The sequence below is a fragment of the Mesorhizobium sp. P2_B5 genome (assembly GCF_056404775.1).
In genome coordinates, this window is record NZ_JBFUDJ010000022.1 from 1 (window position 1) to 21286 (window position 21286).

Annotated in this window: 18 protein-coding genes and 1 tRNA gene; 17 read left to right on the plus strand and 2 right to left on the minus strand. The window is 62.1% G+C overall.

Going from position 1 to position 21286, the window contains the following annotated elements; all coding sequences use genetic code 11:
- The 13 genes from AC1D1N_RS31925 to AC1D1N_RS31985 all read left to right on the plus strand — a co-directional run.
- Window positions 1-259 (plus strand): EF-Tu C-terminal domain-related protein (locus AC1D1N_RS31925; RefSeq protein ID WP_477353298.1); only part of this gene is annotated, 259 nt, incomplete at its 5' end.
- A gap of 157 nt (window positions 260-416) precedes the next feature.
- Complete coding sequence (locus tag AC1D1N_RS31930; RefSeq protein ID WP_477353299.1) at window positions 417-2072, plus strand: COG3904 family protein; 1656 nt, start codon at window positions 417-419, stop codon at window positions 2070-2072.
- 97 nt (window positions 2073-2169) lie between these two features.
- Entirely contained in the window at window positions 2170-2652 is a 483-nt protein-coding gene (locus AC1D1N_RS31935; protein WP_112566734.1) for a group II truncated hemoglobin, read from the plus strand.
- Window positions 2653-2809: 157 nt separating this feature from the next.
- A tRNA-Trp gene (locus AC1D1N_RS31940) sits at window positions 2810-2885 on the plus strand.
- Window positions 2886-3253: 368 nt separating this feature from the next.
- The gene (secE, locus tag AC1D1N_RS31945; protein WP_023667439.1) at window positions 3254-3457 is read left to right on the plus strand and encodes a preprotein translocase subunit SecE; all 204 of its coding nucleotides are present in this window, start codon (window positions 3254-3256) and stop codon (window positions 3455-3457) included.
- A gap of 27 nt (window positions 3458-3484) precedes the next feature.
- Complete coding sequence (gene nusG, locus AC1D1N_RS31950; protein WP_006333333.1) at window positions 3485-4012, plus strand: transcription termination/antitermination protein NusG; 528 nt, start codon at window positions 3485-3487, stop codon at window positions 4010-4012.
- A 173-nt stretch (window positions 4013-4185) separates the two neighbouring features.
- A complete protein-coding gene (gene rplK / locus AC1D1N_RS31955; protein WP_112566731.1) occupies window positions 4186-4614 on the plus strand; it encodes a 50S ribosomal protein L11 in 429 nt (142 codons plus the stop codon).
- A 4-nt stretch (window positions 4615-4618) separates the two neighbouring features.
- The gene (gene rplA, locus AC1D1N_RS31960) at window positions 4619-5317 is read left to right on the plus strand and encodes a 50S ribosomal protein L1 (RefSeq protein WP_112566728.1); all 699 of its coding nucleotides are present in this window, start codon (window positions 4619-4621) and stop codon (window positions 5315-5317) included.
- Between the two features lie 393 nt (window positions 5318-5710).
- Window positions 5711-6229 carry a 50S ribosomal protein L10 gene (gene rplJ / locus AC1D1N_RS31965; RefSeq protein WP_112566726.1) on the plus strand — a complete coding sequence of 173 codons (519 nt, stop codon included), beginning with the start codon at window positions 5711-5713 and terminating at the stop codon, window positions 6227-6229.
- A gap of 54 nt (window positions 6230-6283) precedes the next feature.
- Complete coding sequence (gene rplL, locus AC1D1N_RS31970; protein ID WP_091586446.1) at window positions 6284-6661, plus strand: 50S ribosomal protein L7/L12; 378 nt, start codon at window positions 6284-6286, stop codon at window positions 6659-6661.
- A 244-nt stretch (window positions 6662-6905) separates the two neighbouring features.
- On the plus strand, window positions 6906-11042 hold the full coding sequence (gene rpoB, locus AC1D1N_RS31975) for a DNA-directed RNA polymerase subunit beta (protein ID WP_112566723.1): 4137 nt from the start codon (window positions 6906-6908) through the stop codon (window positions 11040-11042).
- A 133-nt stretch (window positions 11043-11175) separates the two neighbouring features.
- Window positions 11176-15372 carry a DNA-directed RNA polymerase subunit beta' gene (gene rpoC, locus AC1D1N_RS31980; RefSeq protein ID WP_112566740.1) on the plus strand — a complete coding sequence of 1399 codons (4197 nt, stop codon included), beginning with the start codon at window positions 11176-11178 and terminating at the stop codon, window positions 15370-15372.
- 77 nt (window positions 15373-15449) lie between these two features.
- Window positions 15450-16115: an O-methyltransferase gene (locus AC1D1N_RS31985; RefSeq protein WP_477353301.1), complete on the plus strand. Its 666-nt coding sequence runs from the start codon at window positions 15450-15452 to the stop codon at window positions 16113-16115.
- Between the two features lie 34 nt (window positions 16116-16149).
- On the opposite strand, the gene AC1D1N_RS31990 is transcribed toward AC1D1N_RS31985, so the two are convergent.
- A complete protein-coding gene (locus tag AC1D1N_RS31990) occupies window positions 16150-17085 on the minus strand; it encodes a Gfo/Idh/MocA family protein (RefSeq protein ID WP_112566717.1) in 936 nt (311 codons plus the stop codon).
- A 115-nt stretch (window positions 17086-17200) separates the two neighbouring features.
- Window positions 17201-17482, minus strand: coding sequence for a transcriptional regulator (locus tag AC1D1N_RS31995; RefSeq protein ID WP_112566715.1), 282 nt, complete (start codon window positions 17480-17482; stop codon window positions 17201-17203).
- A gap of 474 nt (window positions 17483-17956) precedes the next feature.
- Here AC1D1N_RS31995 and rpsL point away from each other — a divergent pair, with 474 nt between their 5' ends.
- The 4 genes from rpsL to AC1D1N_RS32015 all read left to right on the plus strand — a co-directional run.
- Window positions 17957-18328 (plus strand): 30S ribosomal protein S12, encoded by a 372-nt coding sequence (gene rpsL / locus AC1D1N_RS32000; RefSeq protein WP_006333356.1) that lies wholly within the window; start codon window positions 17957-17959, stop codon window positions 18326-18328.
- A gap of 64 nt (window positions 18329-18392) precedes the next feature.
- The gene (gene rpsG / locus AC1D1N_RS32005) at window positions 18393-18863 is read left to right on the plus strand and encodes a 30S ribosomal protein S7 (RefSeq protein WP_008875664.1); all 471 of its coding nucleotides are present in this window, start codon (window positions 18393-18395) and stop codon (window positions 18861-18863) included.
- A gap of 30 nt (window positions 18864-18893) precedes the next feature.
- Window positions 18894-20984: an elongation factor G gene (gene fusA / locus AC1D1N_RS32010; protein ID WP_112566712.1), complete on the plus strand. Its 2091-nt coding sequence runs from the start codon at window positions 18894-18896 to the stop codon at window positions 20982-20984.
- A 64-nt stretch (window positions 20985-21048) separates the two neighbouring features.
- On the plus strand, window positions 21049-21286 hold a 238-nt coding region (locus AC1D1N_RS32015; protein ID WP_263497376.1), incomplete at its 3' end, for a GTP-binding protein.

A 21286-nucleotide genomic window follows, 5' to 3' on the forward strand; every position in this document is an offset into this window, starting at 1 on the left:
CCAAGGACGAACCAAGGACGAAGGTGGCCGTCACACGCCGTTCTTCACCAACTACCGTCCGCAGTTCTACTTCCGCACGACCGACGTGACCGGCATCGTGTCGCTGCCGGAAGGCACGGAAATGGTGATGCCCGGCGACAACATCACGGTCGATGTCGAGCTGATCGTGCCGATCGCCATGGAAGAGAAGCTGCGCTTCGCCATCCGTGAAGGCGGCCGCACCGTCGGTGCCGGCATCGTCGTCACCATCAAAGAATAATCGAGCCCGGCATCCGCCGGATCGACAAGGAAAGGGCGGCCTCAAGGCCGCCCTTTTCGTTGACTGATGCCCAGATGTGCCTGTTTTGGTGTCCCAATCTCTGTTGCAAGTCTCCGGGCCTATACTAGTATAGGTTGCTATTGAGGAGCTTGGTCGGATGGTTCCACGGCACCGTTTTCAGGGTTGGGCGTGCCGGGCACTGGGGCTGATCTGCCTGGTGTCGCTGCTTGCCATGGGCAATGCCGCCTTCGCGGGCCAGACAGAAAATTCCGAGCCGGACCCGGATTCGCCGATGCGGTTCGTCGTCGTGCGCAGCAATGCGCCGGGCTGCGAGCCGGCCTGCCCGGAATGGATATCGGCCGAGGGTGCGATATCGGCAAAGTCGCCGGCGCTGCTCAAGGCCGCCCTGAAAACGCTCGGCCGCCGCAAATTGCCGATCGTCGTCAACTCACCCGGCGGCGATGTCGATGCGGCCATCGCCATGGGCCGTATGATCCGCAAGAACAAGCTCGACATCGCGGTCGGCCGGACCTGGTTTGTCGGCTGCGAGCCGGGGGTGAAGAACTGCAAGGAGAACGACGCCAAGGGCTCGCACTATATCGGCAACCCCTATGTGCTCGGCAGCTATTGCGCGTCCGCTTGCCCGATGATGCTGGCCGGCGGCACCAGGCGCCTGGTCGGGCCGCTGGCCTATCTCGGCGTCCACCAGATCACGACCACGGTCGTGCAAATGAACGTGCAATATGAAGTCCGCTATCGCGTCGTGAAAGGCAAGAAGCGGGTCATCAGCAAGAAGGTCGTCAGCCGCAAGAATGCCGGCAGCTACAAGACCTACGAAATGAGCAAGAAGGTCGAGCGCAAGCTGGCCACCTATTTCAAGGAGATGGGTGTCGACCTCAGTGTGGTCGAAACGATGAAGAGCACGCCGGCCAGCGACATCCAGCAGATCGACCTTAGCGACATGCTGACAATGAAGCTGGTCACCAGCGAAGACTCTGTAAGCTTGCTCACCAATGCTAGCCTGTGCACGCTGGAGCCATTGGCCTCGAATTGCCGGGAAATACCGGCGAACAAACCAGCCGGCGGCCAACCGGCCGTGGCAAAGGCAGCGCCGCCGGTGAAGCCCCAGAACGCACAGCCCGATGACGGCATGCGCTTTGTCGTGGTTCGCGGCAGCAATCCGCTCTGCAATCCCGACTGTCCGGAGTGGATTGCGGCGCAAGGCGCGATTACGCCTCAGACGCCGCGGAAGCTCAGCCAATTGCTCGCCACACTTGGCAACCGACGGCTGCCGGTGGTGATCAGCTCGCGCGGCGGTGACCTCTTCGGCGCCCTGGCGGCGGGACGGATCATCCATGAAAACAAGCTCGACGTTGCCGTTGCCCGCACTGATTTCGTCGGCTGCGACCCGGCAGAGTGGAATTGCCTGGCCGAGGACGGCGCCTATGCCGGACTGAGCGTCGACGGGGACGGCGACTGCGATTCGGCTTGCGCGCTCATGCTGGCGGGTGGCGCCAGACGGCTTGTCGGCTCCCAGGCGCGGCTCAGCCTTTATCTGATGGGGCAGAAACAGACGGTCAGAGCCTATCTCGACGAGATGGCCATAAGTCCGGCTCTGTTCACTGCGCTTCAGGACAGTTCGGTCGAGCGCCGGCTCAAACCCGATATGATGCTGAAGGTCGGCCTGACGACCGGGCGCCAGTCGGTGGATGCGCTGACGGGGTCCAGCATCTGCAAGTCGGCGCCGAAACCTGAGAATTGCCGCGTGGTGGCGTCGTCCAACGCGCAGGCCGAAGCGCCCGCCAAATTGTAGAGGGTGGCGGCTTCACGAACTCGCCATCGAGGCAGGTTGAGTGAGGCTCGATTTTACCGCTATCGTCGCCAGGCGCCGGGCTGGCGGAGGATCGAAAATGAGCCAGGATATCCCGACACTCTACGAATGGGCCGGCGGCATCGAGGCGCTGAACAGGCTGACCCAGACTTTCTATGACAGCGTGGCGCGCGACCGGGTCGTCGGCCCGGTGTTCAAGCACATGTCGCCTGATCATCCGGCTCATGTCGCGGCTTTCATCGGAGAGGTCTTCGGCGGCCCCAAAACCTATAGCGAAAAGCATGGCGGCCATCGCGAGATGGTCATGCATCATCTGGGCAAGCATCTCACAGAAGAACAGCGCCGGCGTTGGATCAGCCTGCTTGCCGATGCCGCCGATGCGGTCGGGCTGCCGGACGATCCCGAATTCCGCTCCGCCTTCATGGGCTATGTCGAGTGGGGATCGCGGCTGGCCAAGATGAACTCCACCCTCGGCGAGACCTGCGACCCGGAGACCGAACCGATGCCGGCCTGGGGCTGGGGTGTGCCGGGCGGGCCGTACAAGCCGCCGGCCGGGGGGTGAGCGCCGGCAAGCGGCCTCAGACGAAAAAATCGCGATTGACAGGGAAGACCTGGCGGCTACCTGGCCGGATTTCCGGCGAAGGATATGAAAGCGCGTCAGACCACTCTTTACAGCGCGCCCGGAAGCTTTTAGGAAGCGCCTGCGCCGAAACGCGCGTACGGGCATAGCTCAGTTGGTAGAGCGGCGGTCTCCAAAACCGCAGGTCGTAGGTTCGAGCCCTGCTGCCCGTGCCATTTTCTCAAATGGCGATTTAACGAACGAACTCGGTCCCGTGCCCCGCATTGAAAAATGGCAGGTGGCTTGCCATATTAGGGAAAATGAGGCATAAGACCCCCATAGCCGGGACGGGACGACTGGATGGTTCCGAGGCGGCGTTTGGTCATAAAGCGGACACTTGCCACTTGCGTGGATCAAGAATCGGTTTTATGTAGACACAACAGACACGCGACGCGTGGAGCTGGGAAGCCGGCTTTACGCGTCCGATTTGCATGGGCGAAATGGTTGCGCTGATTCGGCGCTGACTTGAAACCCAGGCGGCACGTCCCGGCCAGCGGGATCATCCAGGAGACCCGGCCAACGGGTCTTGAAGACAGAGCGGCATATGGCTTCGAAAACCACAAATCCTTTCGTCTTTCTCCAGCAGGTCCGCGCGGAGACCGCCAAGGTGACTTGGCCCTCGCGCCGGGAGACGATGATCTCGACGGTGATGGTGCTCGTGTTTGCGGTCATCGCGATGATCTTTTTCTTCACCGCCGACGTGGCCATGGGCTACGCGATCGAGCGGTTATTGAGCCTCGGCCATTAAGTCCGGCGATTACGGAGAAGTCTTGAAATGACCGCGCGGTGGTACATCGTCCACGCCTATTCGAACTTTGAAAAAAAGGTCGCCGAGGACATTGAGAACAAGGCCAAGCAGAAGGGCCTGTCCGCCGATATCGAGCAGATCGTGGTGCCGACCGAGAAGGTCGTCGAGATCCGCCGCGGCCGCAAGGTCGATGCCGAGCGCAAGTTCTTTCCGGGCTATGTGCTGCTGAAGGCCAACCTGACCGACGCGGTGTTTTCGCTGGTCAAGAATACGCCGAAGGTTACCGGCTTCCTCGGTGACTCCAAGCCGGTGCCGATCACGGAAGCCGAGGCGCAGCGGATTCTGAACCAGGTCCAGGAAGGCGTCGAGCGGCCCAAGCCCTCGGTCACCTTCGAGATCGGCGAGGCGATCCGCGTTTCGGATGGTCCGTTCGCGTCGTTCAACGGTTTCGTCCAGGAAGTGGACGAGGAGCGGGCGCGGCTCAAGGTGGAAGTTTCGATCTTCGGGCGCGCCGTGCCCGTCGATCTGGAATTCGGACAGGTCGAAAAGGGCTGATCCGAAAAACCCCGCGCCGGTTCGCCGGCAAGGGGAGGCGGCGCGAAAACGCGCGGCCATGAACGGGTGGGAGGCGAATGTGGCTTTAGCCGGCCGCGCGAACCGTACCACCAGACTGCAACCGCCGGCATTCCCCGATAGTGGGGCCGGCATCAGACAAAGGCAGGAAAGAGATGGCTAAGAAAATTGCAGGCCAGCTCAAGCTCCAGGTTGCCGCGGGCTCGGCTACGCCGTCGCCCCCGATCGGCCCGGCGCTTGGTCAGCGCGGCATCAACATCATGGAATTCTGCAAGGCGTTCAACGCGCAGACCCAGGAAATGGAAAAGGGATCGCCGATTCCGGTCGTCATCACCTACTACCAGGACAAGTCGTTCACCTTCGTCATGAAGACGCCGCCGGTGAGCTACTTCCTGAAGAAGGCTGCGAACCTGAAGTCGGGCTCCAAGGAGCCGGGCAAGGTCAAGGTCGGCACGATCGGCCGCGACAAGGTGCGCGCCATCGCCGAGCAGAAGATGAAGGATCTGAACGCAAACGACGTCGAAGCGGCCATGCGCATGGTCGAGGGCTCCGCCCGTTCGATGGGTCTGGAAGTGGTGGGCTGAGATCATGGCAAAACTTGCAAAGCGTGTATCGAAGACCCGCGAAGGCATCGACCCCAACAAGGCTTATGCCCTGGGTGAAGCGCTGAAGCTGCTCAAGGACCGTTCGACAGTGAAGTTCGACGAGACCATCGAAGTCGCGATGAACCTCGGCGTCGACCCGCGTCACGCCGACCAGATGGTCCGCGGCGTGGTCAACCTGCCGAACGGCACCGGCCGCTCGGTCCGTGTCGCCGTGTTCGCACGTGGCGACAAGGCTGAGGAAGCCAAGGCCGCTGGCGCCGACATCGTCGGTGCCGAGGATCTGGTCGAGATCGTCCAGAAGGGCACGATCGACTTCGATCGCTGCATCGCCACGCCGGACATGATGCCGCTGGTCGGCCGTCTGGGCAAGGTGCTCGGCCCGCGCGGCATGATGCCGAACCCGAAGGTCGGCACCGTCACCACCGACGTCGCAGCTGCCGTCAAGGCATCGAAGGGCGGCGCTGTCGAGTTCCGTGTCGAGAAGGCCGGTATCGTCCAGGCCGGCGTCGGCAAGGTCTCGTTCGACGTAAAGGCGCTGGAAGAAAACATCCGCGCCTTCGCCGATGCCGTGACCAAGGCGAAGCCGGCTGGCGCCAAGGGCAACTACGTCAAGAAGGTGTCGGTCACCTCGACGATGGGCCCGGGCCTCAAGCTCGACGTCTCGACGCTCGCAGCGTCCTGATACGAAACATCTGGATCGGCCGCTAAAGCGCTGATCCGCAAGTGAATTCCGGGCCTCCGACTTGTCGGCGGCCCGGTACCGGAAGCCGAGAGGTTTCCGGACATCCTGTCCGAGATTGCAGGCGGCCCAGAAGCCTTAATTGAATTGGGCCTGCATGAGACGGGTGAAAACCTGACAACGGAGCGACTGCTCCAATGAAAGGTTCGAACCGTGTTTGCCTTTTGTCTGCGCATCGCCGGCTTGCCGTCGATGTGGCGAAAGGGGGCAGGATCCTCGAGCGTCGTTCGGGAGATCCGTTACTGGATGGCCCGGCCGGCAAAAAGGCAACCCGACGCCTGTCCTCTAAATGGGAATGTTCCCATTGATGGGGCAGGGGTCAACTGGAGATAGGCAGTGGACAGAGCGGAAAAACGCGAACTCGTCACGGGCCTGAATGGTGCTTTTGCAGGCGCTGGTTCAGTCGTCGTGGCCCACTACGCCGGTATCACCGTCGCGCAAATGAACGACCTTCGGTCGAAAATGCGCGCTGCCGGTGGCACCGTCAAAGTCGCGAAGAACCGTCTCGCCAAAATCGCTCTTCAGGGCACGGACTCCGCATCGATCATCGACCTGTTCAAGGGACAGACGCTGATCGCTTATTCGGAGGATCCGATTGCGGCGCCGAAGGTCGCGTCCGATTTCGCCAAGGGAAATGACAAGTTGGTCATTCTCGGCGGCGCAATGGGCACCACCTCGCTCAACGCCGACGGTGTGAAGGCACTCGCCACACTTCCGTCGCTCGATGAGCTGCGCGCCAAGCTGGTTGGCATGATCGCCACGCCGGCAACCCGGATCGCCCAGATCGTCAATGCGCCAGCGGCTTCGGTCGCGCGCGTCATCGGCGCTTACGCCCGGAAGGACGAGGCGGCATGAGGCCGTTCCTCGCTATCACAAACACACGTTCGAACCTGATGAAGGAATACAACAATGGCTGATCTGGCAAAGATCGTAGACGACCTTTCGAAGCTGACCGTCCTCGAGGCGGCCGAGCTGTCGAAGCTTCTTGAAGAAAAGTGGGGCGTTTCGGCTGCTGCTCCGGTGGCGGTTGCCGCTGCTGGCGGTGGTGCCGCTGCTGCTGCTCCGGCCGAGGAAAAGACGGAATTCGACGTCGTCCTCACCGAGGCAGGCGCTCAGAAGATCAACGTCATCAAGGAAGTCCGCGCCATCACCGGCCTGGGCCTCAAGGAAGCCAAGGATCTGGTCGAAGCAGCTCCGAAGCCGGTCAAGGAAGGCGTTTCCAAGGCTGACGCCGAGAAGTTCAAGGCCCAGCTGGAAGCAGCCGGCGCCAAGGTCGACCTGAAGTAAGCGTAAAAGCGGCGGGCGGCCTCGCGCCGTCCGCCACTCCCTTCGTGTCAAGGGAGAACGCGTAGCGCGAGATGTACGGGAACCTCTTTCCTGAGGGCCGAAACCGGCCTTCAGGAAACGGGTTTTCTCCCGTTTTAGCCGGCAGCCTGCCGGAGAAACAGACAGAGGGCCGCTGCCCAGGCGGCTCAGTATGCAAGGCGAGCCGCGGCGAGGCTCGTCCCGAGTTTAGAGCTAAGGAGCGACGATGGCCCAGACCCAGACTTTCAATGGCCGCAGACGCGTACGCAAGTTCTTCGGAAAGATCCCGGAAGTTGCGGAGATGCCGAACCTAATCGAGGTTCAAAAGGCATCCTATGACCAGTTCCTGATGGTGGACGAGCCCAAGGGCGGCCGTCCGGACGAAGGGCTGCAGGCTGTTTTCAAGTCGGTCTTCCCGATCTCCGATTTCTCCGGCTCCTCGATGCTGGAGTTCGTGAAGTACGAGTTCGAAGGACCGAAATTCGACGTTGACGAATGCCGTCAGCGCGACCTGACCTATGCCGCGCCGCTGAAGGTGACGCTGCGCCTCATCGTGTTCGATATCGACGAGGATACCGGCGCCAAGTCGATCAAGGACATCAAGGAGCAGGACGTCTACATGGGCGACATGCCGCTCATGACCTTGAACGGCACCTTCATCGTCAATGGCACCGAGCGTGTCATCGTCTCGCAGATGCACCGTTCGCCGGGCGTCTTCTTCGACCATGACAAGGGCAAGTCGCACTCGTCGGGCAAGCTTTTGTTTGCCGCGCGCGTCATCCCCTATCGCGGTTCGTGGCTCGACATCGAGTTCGATTCCAAGGACGTCGTGCACGCTCGCATCGACCGCCGCCGCAAGATTCCGGTGACGTCGCTGTTGATGGCGCTTGGCATGGACGGCGAAGAGATCCTGTCGACCTTCTACAACAAGATCACTTACAAGCGCGCCGGCGATCACTGGCGCATTCCGTTCAACGTCGAGCGTTTCCGCGGCCTCAAGGCTGTCGGCGACCTGGTCGATGCCGACACCGGCGAGATCGTCGTTGAGCAGGGCAAGAAGATCACCGCCCGCCAGGCAAGGGCGCTTGGCGAAAAGGGTCTGAAGGCGATCAAGGCGACCGACGAGGATCTGCTCGGCAATTACCTGGCCGAAGACATCGTCAATTACGGCACCGGCGAGATCTTCCTCGAAGCCGGTGACGAGATCGACGAGAAGACGCTGAAGGTGCTGCTCGGCACCGGCGAGCAGGAGATCAAGGTTCTCGACATCGACCACGTCAATGTCGGCGCCTACATCCGCAACACGCTCAACGTCGACAAGAACGAGAGCCGCCAGGACGCGCTGTTCGACATTTATCGTGTCATGCGCCCGGGCGAGCCGCCGACGCTGGAAACCGCCGAAGCCATGTTCAACTCGCTGTTCTTCGACAGCGAGCGCTACGATCTGTCGGCCGTTGGCCGCGTCAAGATGAACATGCGCCTTGAACTCAAGGCCGAGGACACCGTGCGCGTGCTGCGCAAGGACGACATCCTGGCCGTGGTCAAGACGCTGGTCGAACTGCGCGACGGCAAGGGCGAGATCGACGACATCGACAATCTCGGCAACCGCCGCGTGCGTTCTGTCGGCGAGCTGATGGAGAACCAGTACCGCGTCGGCCTGCTGCGCATGGAGCGCGCGATCAAGGAACGTATGTCCTCGATCGAGATCGACACGGTGATGCCGCAGGACCTGATCAACGCCAAGCCGGCGGCTGCCGCCGTGCGCGAGTTCTTCGGTTCCTCGCAGCTGTCGCAGTTCATGGACCAGACCAACCCGCTGTCGGAGATCACCCACAAGCGCCGCCTGTCGGCGCTTGGACCGGGCGGTCTGACCCGTGAGCGCGCCGGCTTCGAAGTGCGCGACGTGCACCCGACGCATTACGGCCGCATCTGCCCGATCGAGACGCCGGAAGGCCCGAATATCGGTCTGATCAACTCGCTGGCGACGTTTGCGCGCGTCAACAAGTACGGCTTCATCGAGAGCCCGTACCGCAAGATCGTCAACGGCAAGCTGACCAATGAGGTCGTCTATCTCTCCGCTATGGAAGAGTCCAAGCACCACGTTGCGCAGGCCAATGCCGAGCTCGACAAGAATGGTGGTTTCGTCGACGAATTCGTCATTTGCCGCAGCGCCGGCGAAGTGATGATGGCGCCGCGCGAAAACGTCGATCTGATGGACGTGTCGCCGAAGCAGATGGTGTCTGTGGCCGCGGCCCTGATCCCGTTCCTCGAGAACGACGACGCCAACCGCGCGCTGATGGGCTCCAACATGCAGCGTCAGGCCGTGCCGCTGGTGCGCGCCGAAGCGCCGTTTGTCGGCACCGGCATGGAGCCGATCGTTGCCCGCGACTCGGGCGCTGCCATCGGCGCCCGCCGCGGCGGCATCGTCGACCAGGTGGACGCGACGCGTATCGTTATCCGCGCAACGGAAGATCTTGATCCCGGCAAGTCGGGCGTCGACATCTACCGGCTGATGAAGTTCCAGCGTTCGAACCAGAACACCTGCATCAACCAGCGTCCGCTGGTGCGCATGGGCGACCGCGTCAACAAGGGCGACATCATCGCTGACGGTCCGTCGACCGAGCTTGGCGATCTGGCGCTCGGCCGCAACGTGCTGGTCGCGTTCATGCCGTGGAACGGCTACAACTACGAGGACTCGATCCTGCTCTCCGAGCGCATCGTGGCCGACGACGTCTTCACCTCGATCCACATCGAGGAGTTCGAAGTTATGGCCCGCGACACCAAGCTCGGACCGGAGGAAATCACGCGCGACATTCCGAACGTTTCGGAAGAAGCGCTGAAGAACCTCGACGAAGCCGGCATCGTCTATATCGGCGCGGAAGTGCAGCCGGGCGACATCCTGGTCGGCAAGATCACGCCGAAGGGCGAAAGCCCGATGACGCCGGAAGAAAAGCTCCTGCGCGCCATCTTCGGTGAAAAGGCGTCCGACGTTCGCGACACCTCGATGCGCATGCCTCCGGGCACCTTCGGCACCGTTGTCGAGGTGCGCGTGTTCAACCGTCACGGCGTCGAGAAGGACGAGCGCGCCATGGCGATCGAACGCGAGGAGATCGAACGCCTCGCCAAGGACCGCGACGACGAGCAGGCGATCCTCGACCGCAACGTCTATTCGCGCCTTTCCGACGTCCTCGTCGGCAAGGAAGCGATTGCCGGACCGAAGGGCTTCAAGAAGGGCTCGAAGCTGTCGAAGGACACGCTGGACGAGTATCCGCGCTCGCAGTGGTGGCAGTTTGCGGTGGAGAACGAAAAGCTCCAGAGCGAACTGGAAGCGCTGCGTGGCCAGTACGACGACTCCAAGAAGGCGCTCGAGCAGCGCTTCATGGACAAGGTCGAGAAGGTGCAGCGCGGCGACGAAATGCCTCCGGGCGTCATGAAGATGGTCAAGGTCTTCGTGGCCGTGAAGCGCAAGATGCAGCCGGGCGACAAGATGGCCGGCCGTCACGGCAACAAGGGTGTCGTGTCGCGCATCGTTCCGGTCGAGGACATGCCTTTCCTCGAAGACGGCACGCATGCCGATATCGTGCTCAACCCGCTGGGTGTGCCGAGCCGCATGAATGTCGGCCAGATCCTGGAAACGCATCTGGGCTGGGCATGTGCGGGCATGGGCAAGAAGATCGGCGAGCTGATCGACGCGTACAAGACGGCTGGAGACATCAAGCCGCTGCGCAAGACGCTCGAGAGCTTCATCCCTGCCAACGACCGCAACGAGCCGGTCCGCGAGTATGACGACGAGAGCATCGTTCGCCTCAGCGAACAGATGCGCCGCGGCGTCTCCATCGCGACACCGGTGTTCGACGGCGCGCATGAGGTCGACATCAACATCATGCTGGAGCAGGCGGGCCTGCACACCAGCGGTCAGTCGCAGCTCTATGACGGACGCACCGGCGAGCCGTTCGATCGCAAGGTGACGATGGGCTATATCTATATGCTCAAGCTTCACCACCTGGTGGACGACAAGATCCACGCGCGTTCGATCGGTCCGTACTCGCTCGTTACCCAGCAGCCGCTGGGCGGCAAGGCGCAGTTCGGCGGCCAGCGCTTCGGCGAAATGGAGGTCTGGGCGCTGGAAGCCTACGGCGCCGCCTACACGCTGCAGGAAATGCTGACGGTGAAGTCGGACGACGTGGCCGGCCGCACCAAGGTCTACGAGGCGATCGTGCGCGGCGACGACACGTTCGAAGCCGGCATTCCGGAGAGCTTCAACGTGCTCGTCAAGGAAATGCGGTCTCTCGGCCTCAATGTCGAGCTGGAGAACACCAAGCTTGACGACAACCCTGTCCGGCTGCCTGACGCAGCCGAGTAAAAGCAAGACATCCGGTCGCGGGAGCCCGCGGCCGGATGCACCAAATTCTACGGCCGGTGGGCCGACCACTCAGCGGGCATTTGGCCCGCGTTAGATGCAAGGGGTTTTCGAGGACCCCGAAAAGGAGAACGGCATGAACCAAGAGGTCATGAATCTCTTCAATCCGCAGGCGCCGGCGCAGGTGTTCGATTCCATCCGGATATCGCTCGCCAGCCCTGAGAAGATTCTGTCCTGGTCGTTCGGCGAGATCAAGAAGCCGGAGACCATCAACTACCGCACCTTCAAGCCGGAGCGTGACGGTCTGTTCTGCGCGCGCATTTTTGGCCCGATCAAGGACTATGAATGCCTGTGCGGCAAGTACAAGCGCATGAAGTACAAGGGCGTCATCTGCGAGAAGTGCGGCGTCGAAGTCACGCTGTCGCGCGTTCGCCGCGAGCGCATGGGCCATATCGAGCTGGCAGCACCGGTCGCTCACATCTGGTTCCTGAAGTCGCTGCCGTCGCGCATCGGCACGCTGCTCGACATGACGCTCAAGGATATCGAGCGCGTCCTTTACTTCGAGAACTACATCGTCACCGAGCCTGGCCTCACCGCGCTGAAGGAGCACCAGCTGCTCAGCGAGGAAGAGTACATGATCGCCGTCGACGAGTATGGCGAGGATTCCTTCACCGCGATGATCGGCGCCGAGGCCATTCATGACCTTCTGGCCGGCATGGACCTGGAGAAGATCGCCGGCGACCTGCGTTCGGAACTGGCTTCGACCACGTCCGAGCTGAAGCAGAAGAAGTATCTGAAGCGGCTCAAGGTGGTCGAGAACTTCATGGAATCCGGCAACCGTCCGGAATGGATGATCATGAAGGTGGTTCCGGTGATCCCGCCGGACCTGCGCCCGCTCGTCCCGCTGGACGGCGGCCGCTTCGCGACGTCCGACCTGAACGACCTCTATCGCCGCGTCATCAACCGCAACAACCGCCTGAAGCGGCTGATCGAGCTGCGCGCGCCCGGCATCATCGTGCGCAATGAAAAGCGCATGCTGCAGGAAGCCGTCGACGCACTGTTCGACAACGGCCGCCGCGGCCGCGTCATCACCGGCGCCAACAAGCGTCCGCTGAAGTCGCTGTCCGACATGTTGAAGGGCAAGCAGGGCCGGTTCCGTCAGAACCTGCTCGGCAAGCGCGTCGACTATTCGGGCCGTTCGGTCATCGTCACCGGTCCGGAGCTCAAGCTGCACCAGTGCGGCCTGCCCAAGAAGATGGCGCTCGAACTGTTCAAGCCCTTCATCTATGCCCGCCTCGACGCCAAGGGTTTCTCCTCGACCGTCAAGCAGGCCAAGAAGCTGGTCGAGAAGGAGCGTCCGGAAGTCTGGGATATCCTGGACGAGGTCATCCGCGAGCATCCGGTGCTGTTGAACCGCGCGCCGACGCTGCACCGCCTGGGCATCCAGGCGTTCGAGCCGATCCTGATCGAAGGCAAGGCGATCCAGCTGCATCCGCTGGTCTGCACGGCCTTCAACGCCGACTTCGATGGCGATCAGATGGCCGTTCACGTGCCGCTGTCGCTCGAGGCTCAGCTTGAAGCCCGCGTGCTGATGATGTCGACCAACAACATCCTGCATCCGGCTTCCGGCGCGCCGATCATCGTGCCGTCGCAGGACATGGTTCTGGGTCTCTACTATCTCTCGATCGTCAATCAGAACGAGCCGGGCGAAGGCATGGTGTTTGCCGACATGGGCGAACTCCAGCATGCGCTCGAGACCAAGGCCGTCACCCTGCACGCCAAGATCAAGGGCCGTTTCCGTTCGGTCGACGCCGAAGGCAAGGTCGTGTCGAAGATCTACGACACCACGCCTGGCCGCATGATCATCGGCGAACTGCTGCCGAAGAACGTCAACGTGCCTTACGAGACCGCCAACCAGGAGATGACCAAGAAGAACATCTCCAAGATGATCGACACCGTCTACCGCCATTGCGGTCAGAAGGAGACGGTCATTTTCTGCGACCGCATCATGGCGCTTGGCTTCGGCCATGCCTGCCGCGCCGGCATTTCGTTCGGCAAGGACGACATGCTGATCCCGGACGCCAAGATCAAGCTGGTCTCCGACACCGAGGCTTTGGCCAAGGAATACGAGCAGCAGTACAATGACGGTCTGATCACGCAGGGCGAGAAGTACAACAAGGTCGTCGACGCCTGGGCCAAGTGCTCGGAAAAGGTCGCCGACGAAATGATGGCCCGCATCAAGGCGGTCGAGTTCGAGGACAATGGCCGTCAGAAGCCGATGAACTCGATCTACATGATGTCGCACTCGGGTGCGCGCGGTTCGCCCACCCAGATGCGCCAGCTCGCCGGCATGCGTGGCCTGATGGCCAAGCCGTCGGGTGAAATCATCGAGACGCCGATCATCTCGAACTTCAAGGAAGGCCTGACCGTGCTCGAGTACTTCAACTCGACCCACGGCGCCCGCAAGGGTCTGGCCGACACCGCCTTGAAGACGGCGAACTCGGGTTACCTCACCCGTCGTCTGGTCGACGTGGCGCAGGACTGCATCGTCAACTCCGTGGATTGCGGCACCGACAAGGGCCTCACCATGCAGCCGATCGTCGATGCCGGTCAGGTCGTTGCTTCGGTCGGCCAGCGCGTGCTGGGCCGTACCGCGCTCGACGACATCAACCATCCGGTGTCGGGCGAGGTTCTGGTCAAGGCCGGAACGCTGATGGACGAGCGTGACGTTGAGCAGATCGAAAAGGCCGGCGTGCAGTCGGTCCGCATCCGTTCGGCACTGACCTGCGAGGTCAGGGTCGGCGTCTGCGCGGTCTGCTACGGACGCGATCTGGCCCGCGGCACCCCGGTCAACCAGGGCGAAGCCGTCGGCGTCATCGCGGCGCAGTCGATCGGCGAGCCGGGCACCCAGCTCACCATGCGTACCTTCCACATGGGCGGTACGGCGCAGGTGGTGGATAGTTCGTTCCTTGAAGCCTCGTATGAGGGCAAGGTCGAGATCCGCAATCGCAACGTGGTGCGCAACTCGGATGGCCAGCAGATGGTCATGGGCCGCAACATGGCGGTGCTGATCCTCGACGAGGCCGGCAAGGAACGCGCCACGCACCGCGTCACCTATGGTTCGCGTATCTTCGTGGACGATGGCGACAAGGTGAAGCGCGGCCAGCGTATCGCCGAGTGGGATCCCTATACCCGCCCGGTCCTCACCGAAATCGAGGGCAAGGTGGCGTATGAGGATCTGGTCGACGGCATTTCCGTTCAGGAAACGGCCGACGAGTCGACCGGCATCACCAAGCGTGAGGTCATCGACTGGCGCTCGACGCCGCGCGGCAACGACCTCAAGCCGGCAATCGCCATCCTGGACGGCAAGGGCAAGGTCGGCAAGCTGTCGAAGGGCGGCGACGCCCGCTTCCTGCTCTCGGTCGAGGCCATTCTCTCGGTCGAGCCGGGTTCGCAGGTTCGCCCCGGTGACGTGCTGGCGCGTATCCCGATGGAAAGCGCCAAGACCAAGGACATCACCGGCGGTCTGCCGCGTGTTGCCGAATTGTTCGAGGCACGCCGTCCGAAGGATCACGCCATCATCGCCGAGATCGATGGCACGATCCGCTTCGGCCGCGACTACAAGAACAAGCGCCGCATCATCATCGAGCCGCATGACTCGACGCTTGAGCCGGTCGAATACCTGATCCCGAAGGGCAAGCCGTTCCATCTCCAGGACGGCGACGTCATCGAGAAGGGCGACTACATCCTCGACGGCAATCCGGCGCCGCACGACATCCTGGCGATCAAGGGCGTGGAGGCACTTGCTTCCTACCTCGTGAACGAAATCCAGGAAGTCTACCGCCTGCAGGGCGTGTCGATCAACGACAAGCACATCGAGGTGATCGTTCGCCAGATGCTGCAGAAGGTCGAGATCACCACGCAGGGCGACTCGACCTACATTCCGGGCGACCACGTGGACGTGATCGAACTGGAAGAGGTCAACGAGCGCCTGATCGAGGACGGCAAGAAGCCGGCCGAAGGCCAGCCCGTGCTGCTCGGCATCACCAAGGCGTCGCTGCAGACGCCGTCCTTCATCTCGGCCGCCTCCTTCCAGGAGACGACCAGGGTGCTGACGGAAGCTGCGGTTGCCGGCAAGACCGACATGCTGCAGGGCCTGAAGGAAAACGTCATTGTCGGCCGGCTGATCCCGGCCGGTACCGGCGGCACGATGAGCCAGATCCGGCGCATCGCCACCTCGCGCGACGAGCTGATCATCGACGAGCGCCGCAAGGCCTCCGGTGTCGAAGTCGCCGATCCGATGCTGACCGACATGGTCAACGCCGCGCAGTAAGTGCGGTCGGACGAGAAGAAGGAAAGGGGCCCAAGTGGCCCCTTTTCGCGTTTTGGCCTTACGAACGAGGAAGCACCATGAGCAACAAGACCTGGACGGCTGTCGACGACTACATCGTCTCCTCCCTTTTCGAAGCGGATCCCGTGCTTGACGCGGTGATCGCAACCAATCGCAAACAGGGCCTGCCGACGATCGACGTGTCGGCCGCCCAAGGCAAGCTGCTGTCGCTTCTGGTGCGCATCAGCAGTGCCAGGAAGGTGCTGGAGATCGGCACGCTTGGCGGCTACTCGACCATCTGGATGGCAAGGGGGCTGCCGGCCGACGGCAAGGTCGTGACGCTTGAACTCGATCCACACCACGCAAAGGTCGCGCGCTCGAATTTCGAGCGGGCAGGGGTGTCGGAAAAGGTGGACCTGCGCGTCGGCCCGGCGCTGCAGTCGCTCGCAACGCTTGGCAGCGAAAATGCCGGTCCGTTCGACCTGATCTTCATCGACGCCGACAAGCCGAACAACCCGAACTATCTGTTATGGGCGATGCGGCTGTCACGGCCGGGATCGGTCATCATCTGCGACAACGTCGTCCGTGACGGTACGGTGCTCAACGACGATGGCTATGACGCCTATGTCGAAGGCGCGCGCGCCGCATTCTCCTTCATCGGCGGCGAGAAGCGCCTGGACGGCACCGCCATCCAGACCGTCGGCGCCAAAGGCTATGACGGATTTGCCATCGCTGTCGTCGAGTGAAGTGGCCGGGCTACGGTCCGGCCAAGCTCACCGCTCAGTCGAAGAACGCTTCCACCACATTGCGCTTGCCGAGCATGAAGGCGTCGGCGACGTGCTGGAGGGGCGCCAGGTCGACATCGGAGACGCCGGCGCGCACGATCTCGGCGAAGCGCCGGTAGAGCTGGGGATATTCGGCCTCCGGCTCGTCATGGACCACCTTGCCGTCGACGGCGAGCCTGGTGCCGCCGCCGGACAGCACCATCTTGCCTTTGTCGGTGTCTGCCAGGATGTCCCAGCTCTGCGGGCCGGTCTGCAGCCAGTCGAGTTCCATCGTCACCGGCAACCCATCGGAGGTGCGGAAATTGACATGGGCGGCAACCGGAGAGGCGCGGTTTTCGGGAAAGTCGAGTACCGCCGAGGTGATGAACATTGCCGGCAGGATGTGTGTCACGATCGACAGCGCGTTGATGCCGGGATCGAAAACACCGAAACCGCCCGGAGCCCAGATCCAGTCCTGGTTTGGGTGCCAGCGGCGGACATCTTCCTTCCAGACGATTGCCGCCGAGCTGATTTTGGCTGAGCTCAGAAATGTCCGCGCGGCCTCCACCGCCGGCGCGTAGCGCGAATGCCAGCTGGCGAACAGCGTAACCCCATTGGCTTGCGCCAGCCGCTTCAGATCCTCGACCTCGCTGACGGTGGCGCCCGGCGGCTTTTCGAGGAAGACATGCTTTTTCGCGATCAGTGCCGTGCGCGCAGCGTCGTAGCGATACTGCGGTGGCATGCACAGCGACACGGCCTCGAGTTCGGGCACCGCGTCGAGCATCGCCTCAATGGTCGGGAAGTTCGGGATATCATCGACCTTGCCGTGCCGGCTGGCGGCAGCGATCAGGCGGTAATCCCCATCCTTGGCCACCGCCGGCAGATGCTGGTCGCGCACGATCTTGCCCACGCCGACGATGCCGAGCTTGATGGGACCATTGTTGGAGGACATGGGGACTCCGCAGATTGGAATTTGGGCTGTTCTTAAGTTGCCTGGTTCTTAGCAGAGAACCGGTGCCGGGCAAGCCGGCGCGGTGACAAGTGCGAGCCGAACCCGATTCTCAGGTTTACAGCGGGACCTCGAACGTCACGATCGATACTTCGCCTTCCAGTGCGCCCTGGAAGGCCGACAGATGCGGCTCATCGTCGGGCTCGCCCTCCATGTCGCCGATCTGGTCGAGCTCGGCCTCGGCATAGCCTTCGGCGGCGAGCGATTCGAGGGCACGGCGCACGGCCGAATCGTCGTCGGGGGCAACCAGCATCACATGGACGCCTTCCGGCTTGCCGCCCTTCTTTTTCCAGACGCGGCCGGTGATGATGGTGACCGGGCGCTCCTCATTGTCGTTCACGGGCTGATTCCTCTTGAGATTCGGGCGGGCAAGGGGTTTGGGGCTGTCCATGGCGCCTTTTGCCACGAAGCGGTGGTGCAGGACAGCCGCAAGCCGGTCACTTTCTTCCTTCCCCTTGCAAACTTAAGAAAGAAAATTACATGCGTTTTTCGCATGGCTGCCAAGCCTTGGTCAGCGCGCAATATTTGGCGTGCCGGGGTTGACGGTTCACGGTCTTGCGAGTAGAAGCCGCCCAGTCAGAACCGATGTGAGGCTCTCCCTTCCGAAGCGACACGCTTTGGAGTTTGCCTCAAACAGGGTTCGTTTTACGAGCGAAAAGACATTTCCGGCGCGCATGAGGCGGTTTCCGCTTCCTCTGCATTTTGTTCGGGCAGGACCGCGAGGCGCGGTTTATGGCCCGAATTTGTGTATGGAATTGACGCTTTGAGCGGCCCTGACCGGGCGAGACACGGAATTGAGAGACAAGAGGGTTTAATGCCTACCGTCAACCAGCTGATCCGCAAGCCGCGCATTGCGCCGGTGAAGCGCAACAAGGTCCCGGCCATGCAGCAGAACCCGCAGAAGCGGGGCGTCTGCACGCGCGTCTATACAACGACGCCGAAGAAGCCGAACTCGGCACTGCGCAAGGTGGCCAAGATCCGCCTGACCAACGGCTTTGAAGTGATCGGCTACATCCCCGGCGAAGGTCACAACCTTCAGGAACACTCCGTGGTCATGATCCGCGGCGGCCGCGTCAAGGATCTTCCGGGCGTGCGCTACCACATCATCCGCGGCGTGCTCGACACGCAGGGCGTGAAGAACCGCAAGCAGCGCCGTTCGAAATACGGCGCGAAGCGTCCGAAGTAAGGTTTTCCGGCTTCGGCGCTTTTTTTGACAGCGCCGGGCTATGAGAGATTGAGAGACAAAAGCCATGTCCCGTCGTCACAGTGCAGAAAAGCGTGAGATCAACCCGGATCCGAAGTTCGGCGATCTGATCGTTACCAAGTTCATGAACGCCGTCATGTATGACGGCAAGAAATCGGTCGCCGAGACCATCGTCTACGGCGCGCTCGACCAGGTTCAGTCGAAGACCAAGCAGGAGCCGGTCACCGTCTTCCATCAGGCGCTCGACAATGTCGCGCCGCATGTGGAAGTCCGGTCGCGTCGCGTCGGCGGCGCCACCTACCAGGTTCCGGTCGATGTGCGCCCCGAGCGCCGTCAGGCCCTGGCGATCCGTTGGCTGATTGCAGCCGCGCGCAACCGCAACGAGACCACGATGGTCGACCGCCTCTCCGGCGAGCTGATGGACGCGGCCAACAACCGCGGCACGGCCGTGAAGAAGCGTGAAGACACCCACAAGATGGCAGAAGCCAACCGCGCTTTCGCGCACTACCGCTGGTAAAGCGCGAACGAGACTGAGAAGGCATCCACGATGGCCCGCGAATATAAAATCGAAGACTACCGCAATTTCGGTATCATGGCGCATATTGACGCCGGCAAGACGACGACCACCGAGCGCGTCCTCTATTACACGGGCAAGTCGCACAAGATCGGCGAAGTGCACGACGGCGCTGCCACCATGGACTGGATGGAGCAGGAGCAGGAACGCGGCATCACCATCACCTCCGCCGCCACCACGACCTTCTGGAAGGGCCGTGACGGCAAGATGTACCGCTTCAACATCATCGACACCCCTGGACACGTCGACTTCACCATCGAAGTCGAGCGTTCGCTGCGCGTGCTCGACGGCGCCATCGCGCTGCTCGACGCCAATGCCGGTGTCGAGCCGCAGACCGAGACTGTCTGGCGTCAGGCCGACAAGTATCGCGTTCCGCGCATGATCTTCTGCAACAAGATGGACAAGATCGGTGCCGACTTCTACCGCTCGGTCGAGATGATCGGTTCGCGCCTCGGTGCGCATGCCGTCGTCATGCAGTTGCCGATCGGCGCCGAGACCGAGTTCAAGGGTGTCGTCGACCTCGTCGAGATGAATGCGCTGGTCTGGCGCGACGAGACGCTGGGCGCTGCCTGGGACGTCGTCGAGATCCCGGCCGACCTCAAGGCTCGCGCCGAGGAATTCCGCGAGAAGATGATCGAAGCCGCCGTCGAAATGGACGAGACGGCGCTTGAAAATTACCTCGAAGGCAAGATGCCGTCGAATGACGAGATCCGCGCGCTGATCCGCAAGGGTACCATCGCGGTCAAGTTCTTCCCGATGTTCTGTGGCTCGGCTTTCAAGAACAAGGGCGTGCAGCCGCTGCTCGACGCCGTCGTCGAATATCTGCCGTCGCCGGCCGATGTTCCTGCCATCAAGGGTGTCGACGCCAAGACCGACGCCGAGATTGAGCGTCATGCGGACGACAACGAGCCGCTGTCGATGCTGGCCTTCAAGATCATGAACGACCCGTTCGTCGGCTCGCTGACCTTTGCTCGCATCTATTCGGGCAAGCTGACCAAGGGCGTCTCGCTCGACAACACCGTCAAGGGCAAGAAAGAGCGCATCGGCCGCATGCTGCAGATGCATGCGAATTCGCGCGCCGACGTCGAAGAGGCTTTTGCCGGCGACATCGTCGCCCTGGCTGGCCTGAAGGACACGACCACCGGCGATACGCTCAGCGATCCGCTGCACCCGGTCATCCTCGAGCGCATGGAATTCCCCGATCCGGTCATCCAGATCGCCATCGAGCCGAAGACCAAGAACGACCAGGAAAAGATGGGCCTCGCCCTTCACCGCCTGGCCGCCGAGGATCCGTCCTTCCGCGTCAAGACCGACGAGGAAAGCGGCCAGACCATCATCTCGGGCATGGGTGAGCTTCATCTCGACATCATCGTCGACCGCATGCGTCGCGAGTTCAAGGTCGAGGCCAATGTCGGCGCGCCGCAGGTGGCCTATCGCGAGACGATCACCCGCAAGCACGAGCAGGACTACACGCACAAGAAGCAGACCGGTGGCACCGGTCAGTTCGCTCGTGTCAAGCTGCTGTTCGAGCCGAATCCGGAGAGCTCGGAGTTCGAGTTCGAATCGAAGATCGTCGGTGGTGCGGTTCCGAAGGAATACATCCCGGGTGTCGAAAAGGGCATCAACAGCGTCATGACGTCGGGCCCGTTTGCCGGCTTCCCGATGATCGGCGTCAAGGCGACGCTCATCGACGGCGCTTACCACGATGTCGACTCCTCGGTGCTCGCCTTCGAAATCGCCGGCCGCGCCTGCTTCCGTGAAGCCGCACCCAAGCTTGGCGTGCAGCTGCTCGAGCCGATCATGAAGGTCGAAGTCGTGACGCCGGAAGACTATGTCGGCAGCGTCATCGGCGACCTGAACGGCCGTCGTGGCCAGATCCAGGGCCAGGAAGCGCGTGGCGTGGCTGTTGTGATCAACGCGATGGTGCCGCTGGCCAACATGTTCAAGTACGTCGACAACCTGCGCTCAATGAGCCAGGGCCGTGCGGCCTACACGATGCAGTTCGATCACTACGAGCCTGTGCCGACCGCGGTCGCCCAGGAAGTCCAGAAGAAATACGCGTAACCGAACGGGTTGCAGCGGTAACTTAATTCAAGGCCCGTACGGGCGAGCAGATTGGAGACATCACATGGCAAAAGGTAAATTCGAGCGCACTAAGCCTCATGTGAACATCGGCACGATTGGTCACGTTGACCATGGCAAGACGTCGCTGACGGCGGCGATCACGAAGTATTTTGGCGAATACAAGCGCTACGACCAGATCGATGCGGCGCCCGAAGAGAAGGCCCGCGGCATCACCATTTCGACGGCTCACGTCGAATACGAGACGGCCAACCGCCACTACGCCCACGTCGACTGCCCCGGAC

Excerpts from the sequence above, each read along its gene's own strand:
- fusA (WP_112566712.1), top strand. The coding sequence starts at position 18,894 with ATGGCCCGCGAATATAAAATCGAAGACTACCGCAATTTCGGTATCATG.
- AC1D1N_RS31935 (WP_112566734.1), top strand. The coding sequence starts at position 2,170 with ATGAGCCAGGATATCCCGACACTCTACGAATGGGCCGGCGGCATCGAG.
- rplL (WP_091586446.1), top strand. The coding sequence starts at position 6,284 with ATGGCTGATCTGGCAAAGATCGTAGACGACCTTTCGAAGCTGACCGTC.
- secE (WP_023667439.1), top strand. The coding sequence starts at position 3,254 with ATGGCTTCGAAAACCACAAATCCTTTCGTCTTTCTCCAGCAGGTCCGC.
- AC1D1N_RS31990 (WP_112566717.1), bottom strand. The coding sequence starts at position 17,085 with ATGTCCTCCAACAATGGTCCCATCAAGCTCGGCATCGTCGGCGTGGGC.
- rpoB (WP_112566723.1), top strand. The coding sequence starts at position 6,906 with ATGGCCCAGACCCAGACTTTCAATGGCCGCAGACGCGTACGCAAGTTC.
- nusG (WP_006333333.1), top strand. The coding sequence starts at position 3,485 with ATGACCGCGCGGTGGTACATCGTCCACGCCTATTCGAACTTTGAAAAA.
- rplA (WP_112566728.1), top strand. The coding sequence starts at position 4,619 with ATGGCAAAACTTGCAAAGCGTGTATCGAAGACCCGCGAAGGCATCGAC.
- rplK (WP_112566731.1), top strand. The coding sequence starts at position 4,186 with ATGGCTAAGAAAATTGCAGGCCAGCTCAAGCTCCAGGTTGCCGCGGGC.
- rpoC (WP_112566740.1), top strand. The coding sequence starts at position 11,176 with ATGAACCAAGAGGTCATGAATCTCTTCAATCCGCAGGCGCCGGCGCAG.
- rpsL (WP_006333356.1), top strand. The coding sequence starts at position 17,957 with ATGCCTACCGTCAACCAGCTGATCCGCAAGCCGCGCATTGCGCCGGTG.
- rpsG (WP_008875664.1), top strand. The coding sequence starts at position 18,393 with ATGTCCCGTCGTCACAGTGCAGAAAAGCGTGAGATCAACCCGGATCCG.
- AC1D1N_RS31930 (WP_477353299.1), top strand. The coding sequence starts at position 417 with ATGGTTCCACGGCACCGTTTTCAGGGTTGGGCGTGCCGGGCACTGGGG.
- AC1D1N_RS31985 (WP_477353301.1), top strand. The coding sequence starts at position 15,450 with ATGAGCAACAAGACCTGGACGGCTGTCGACGACTACATCGTCTCCTCC.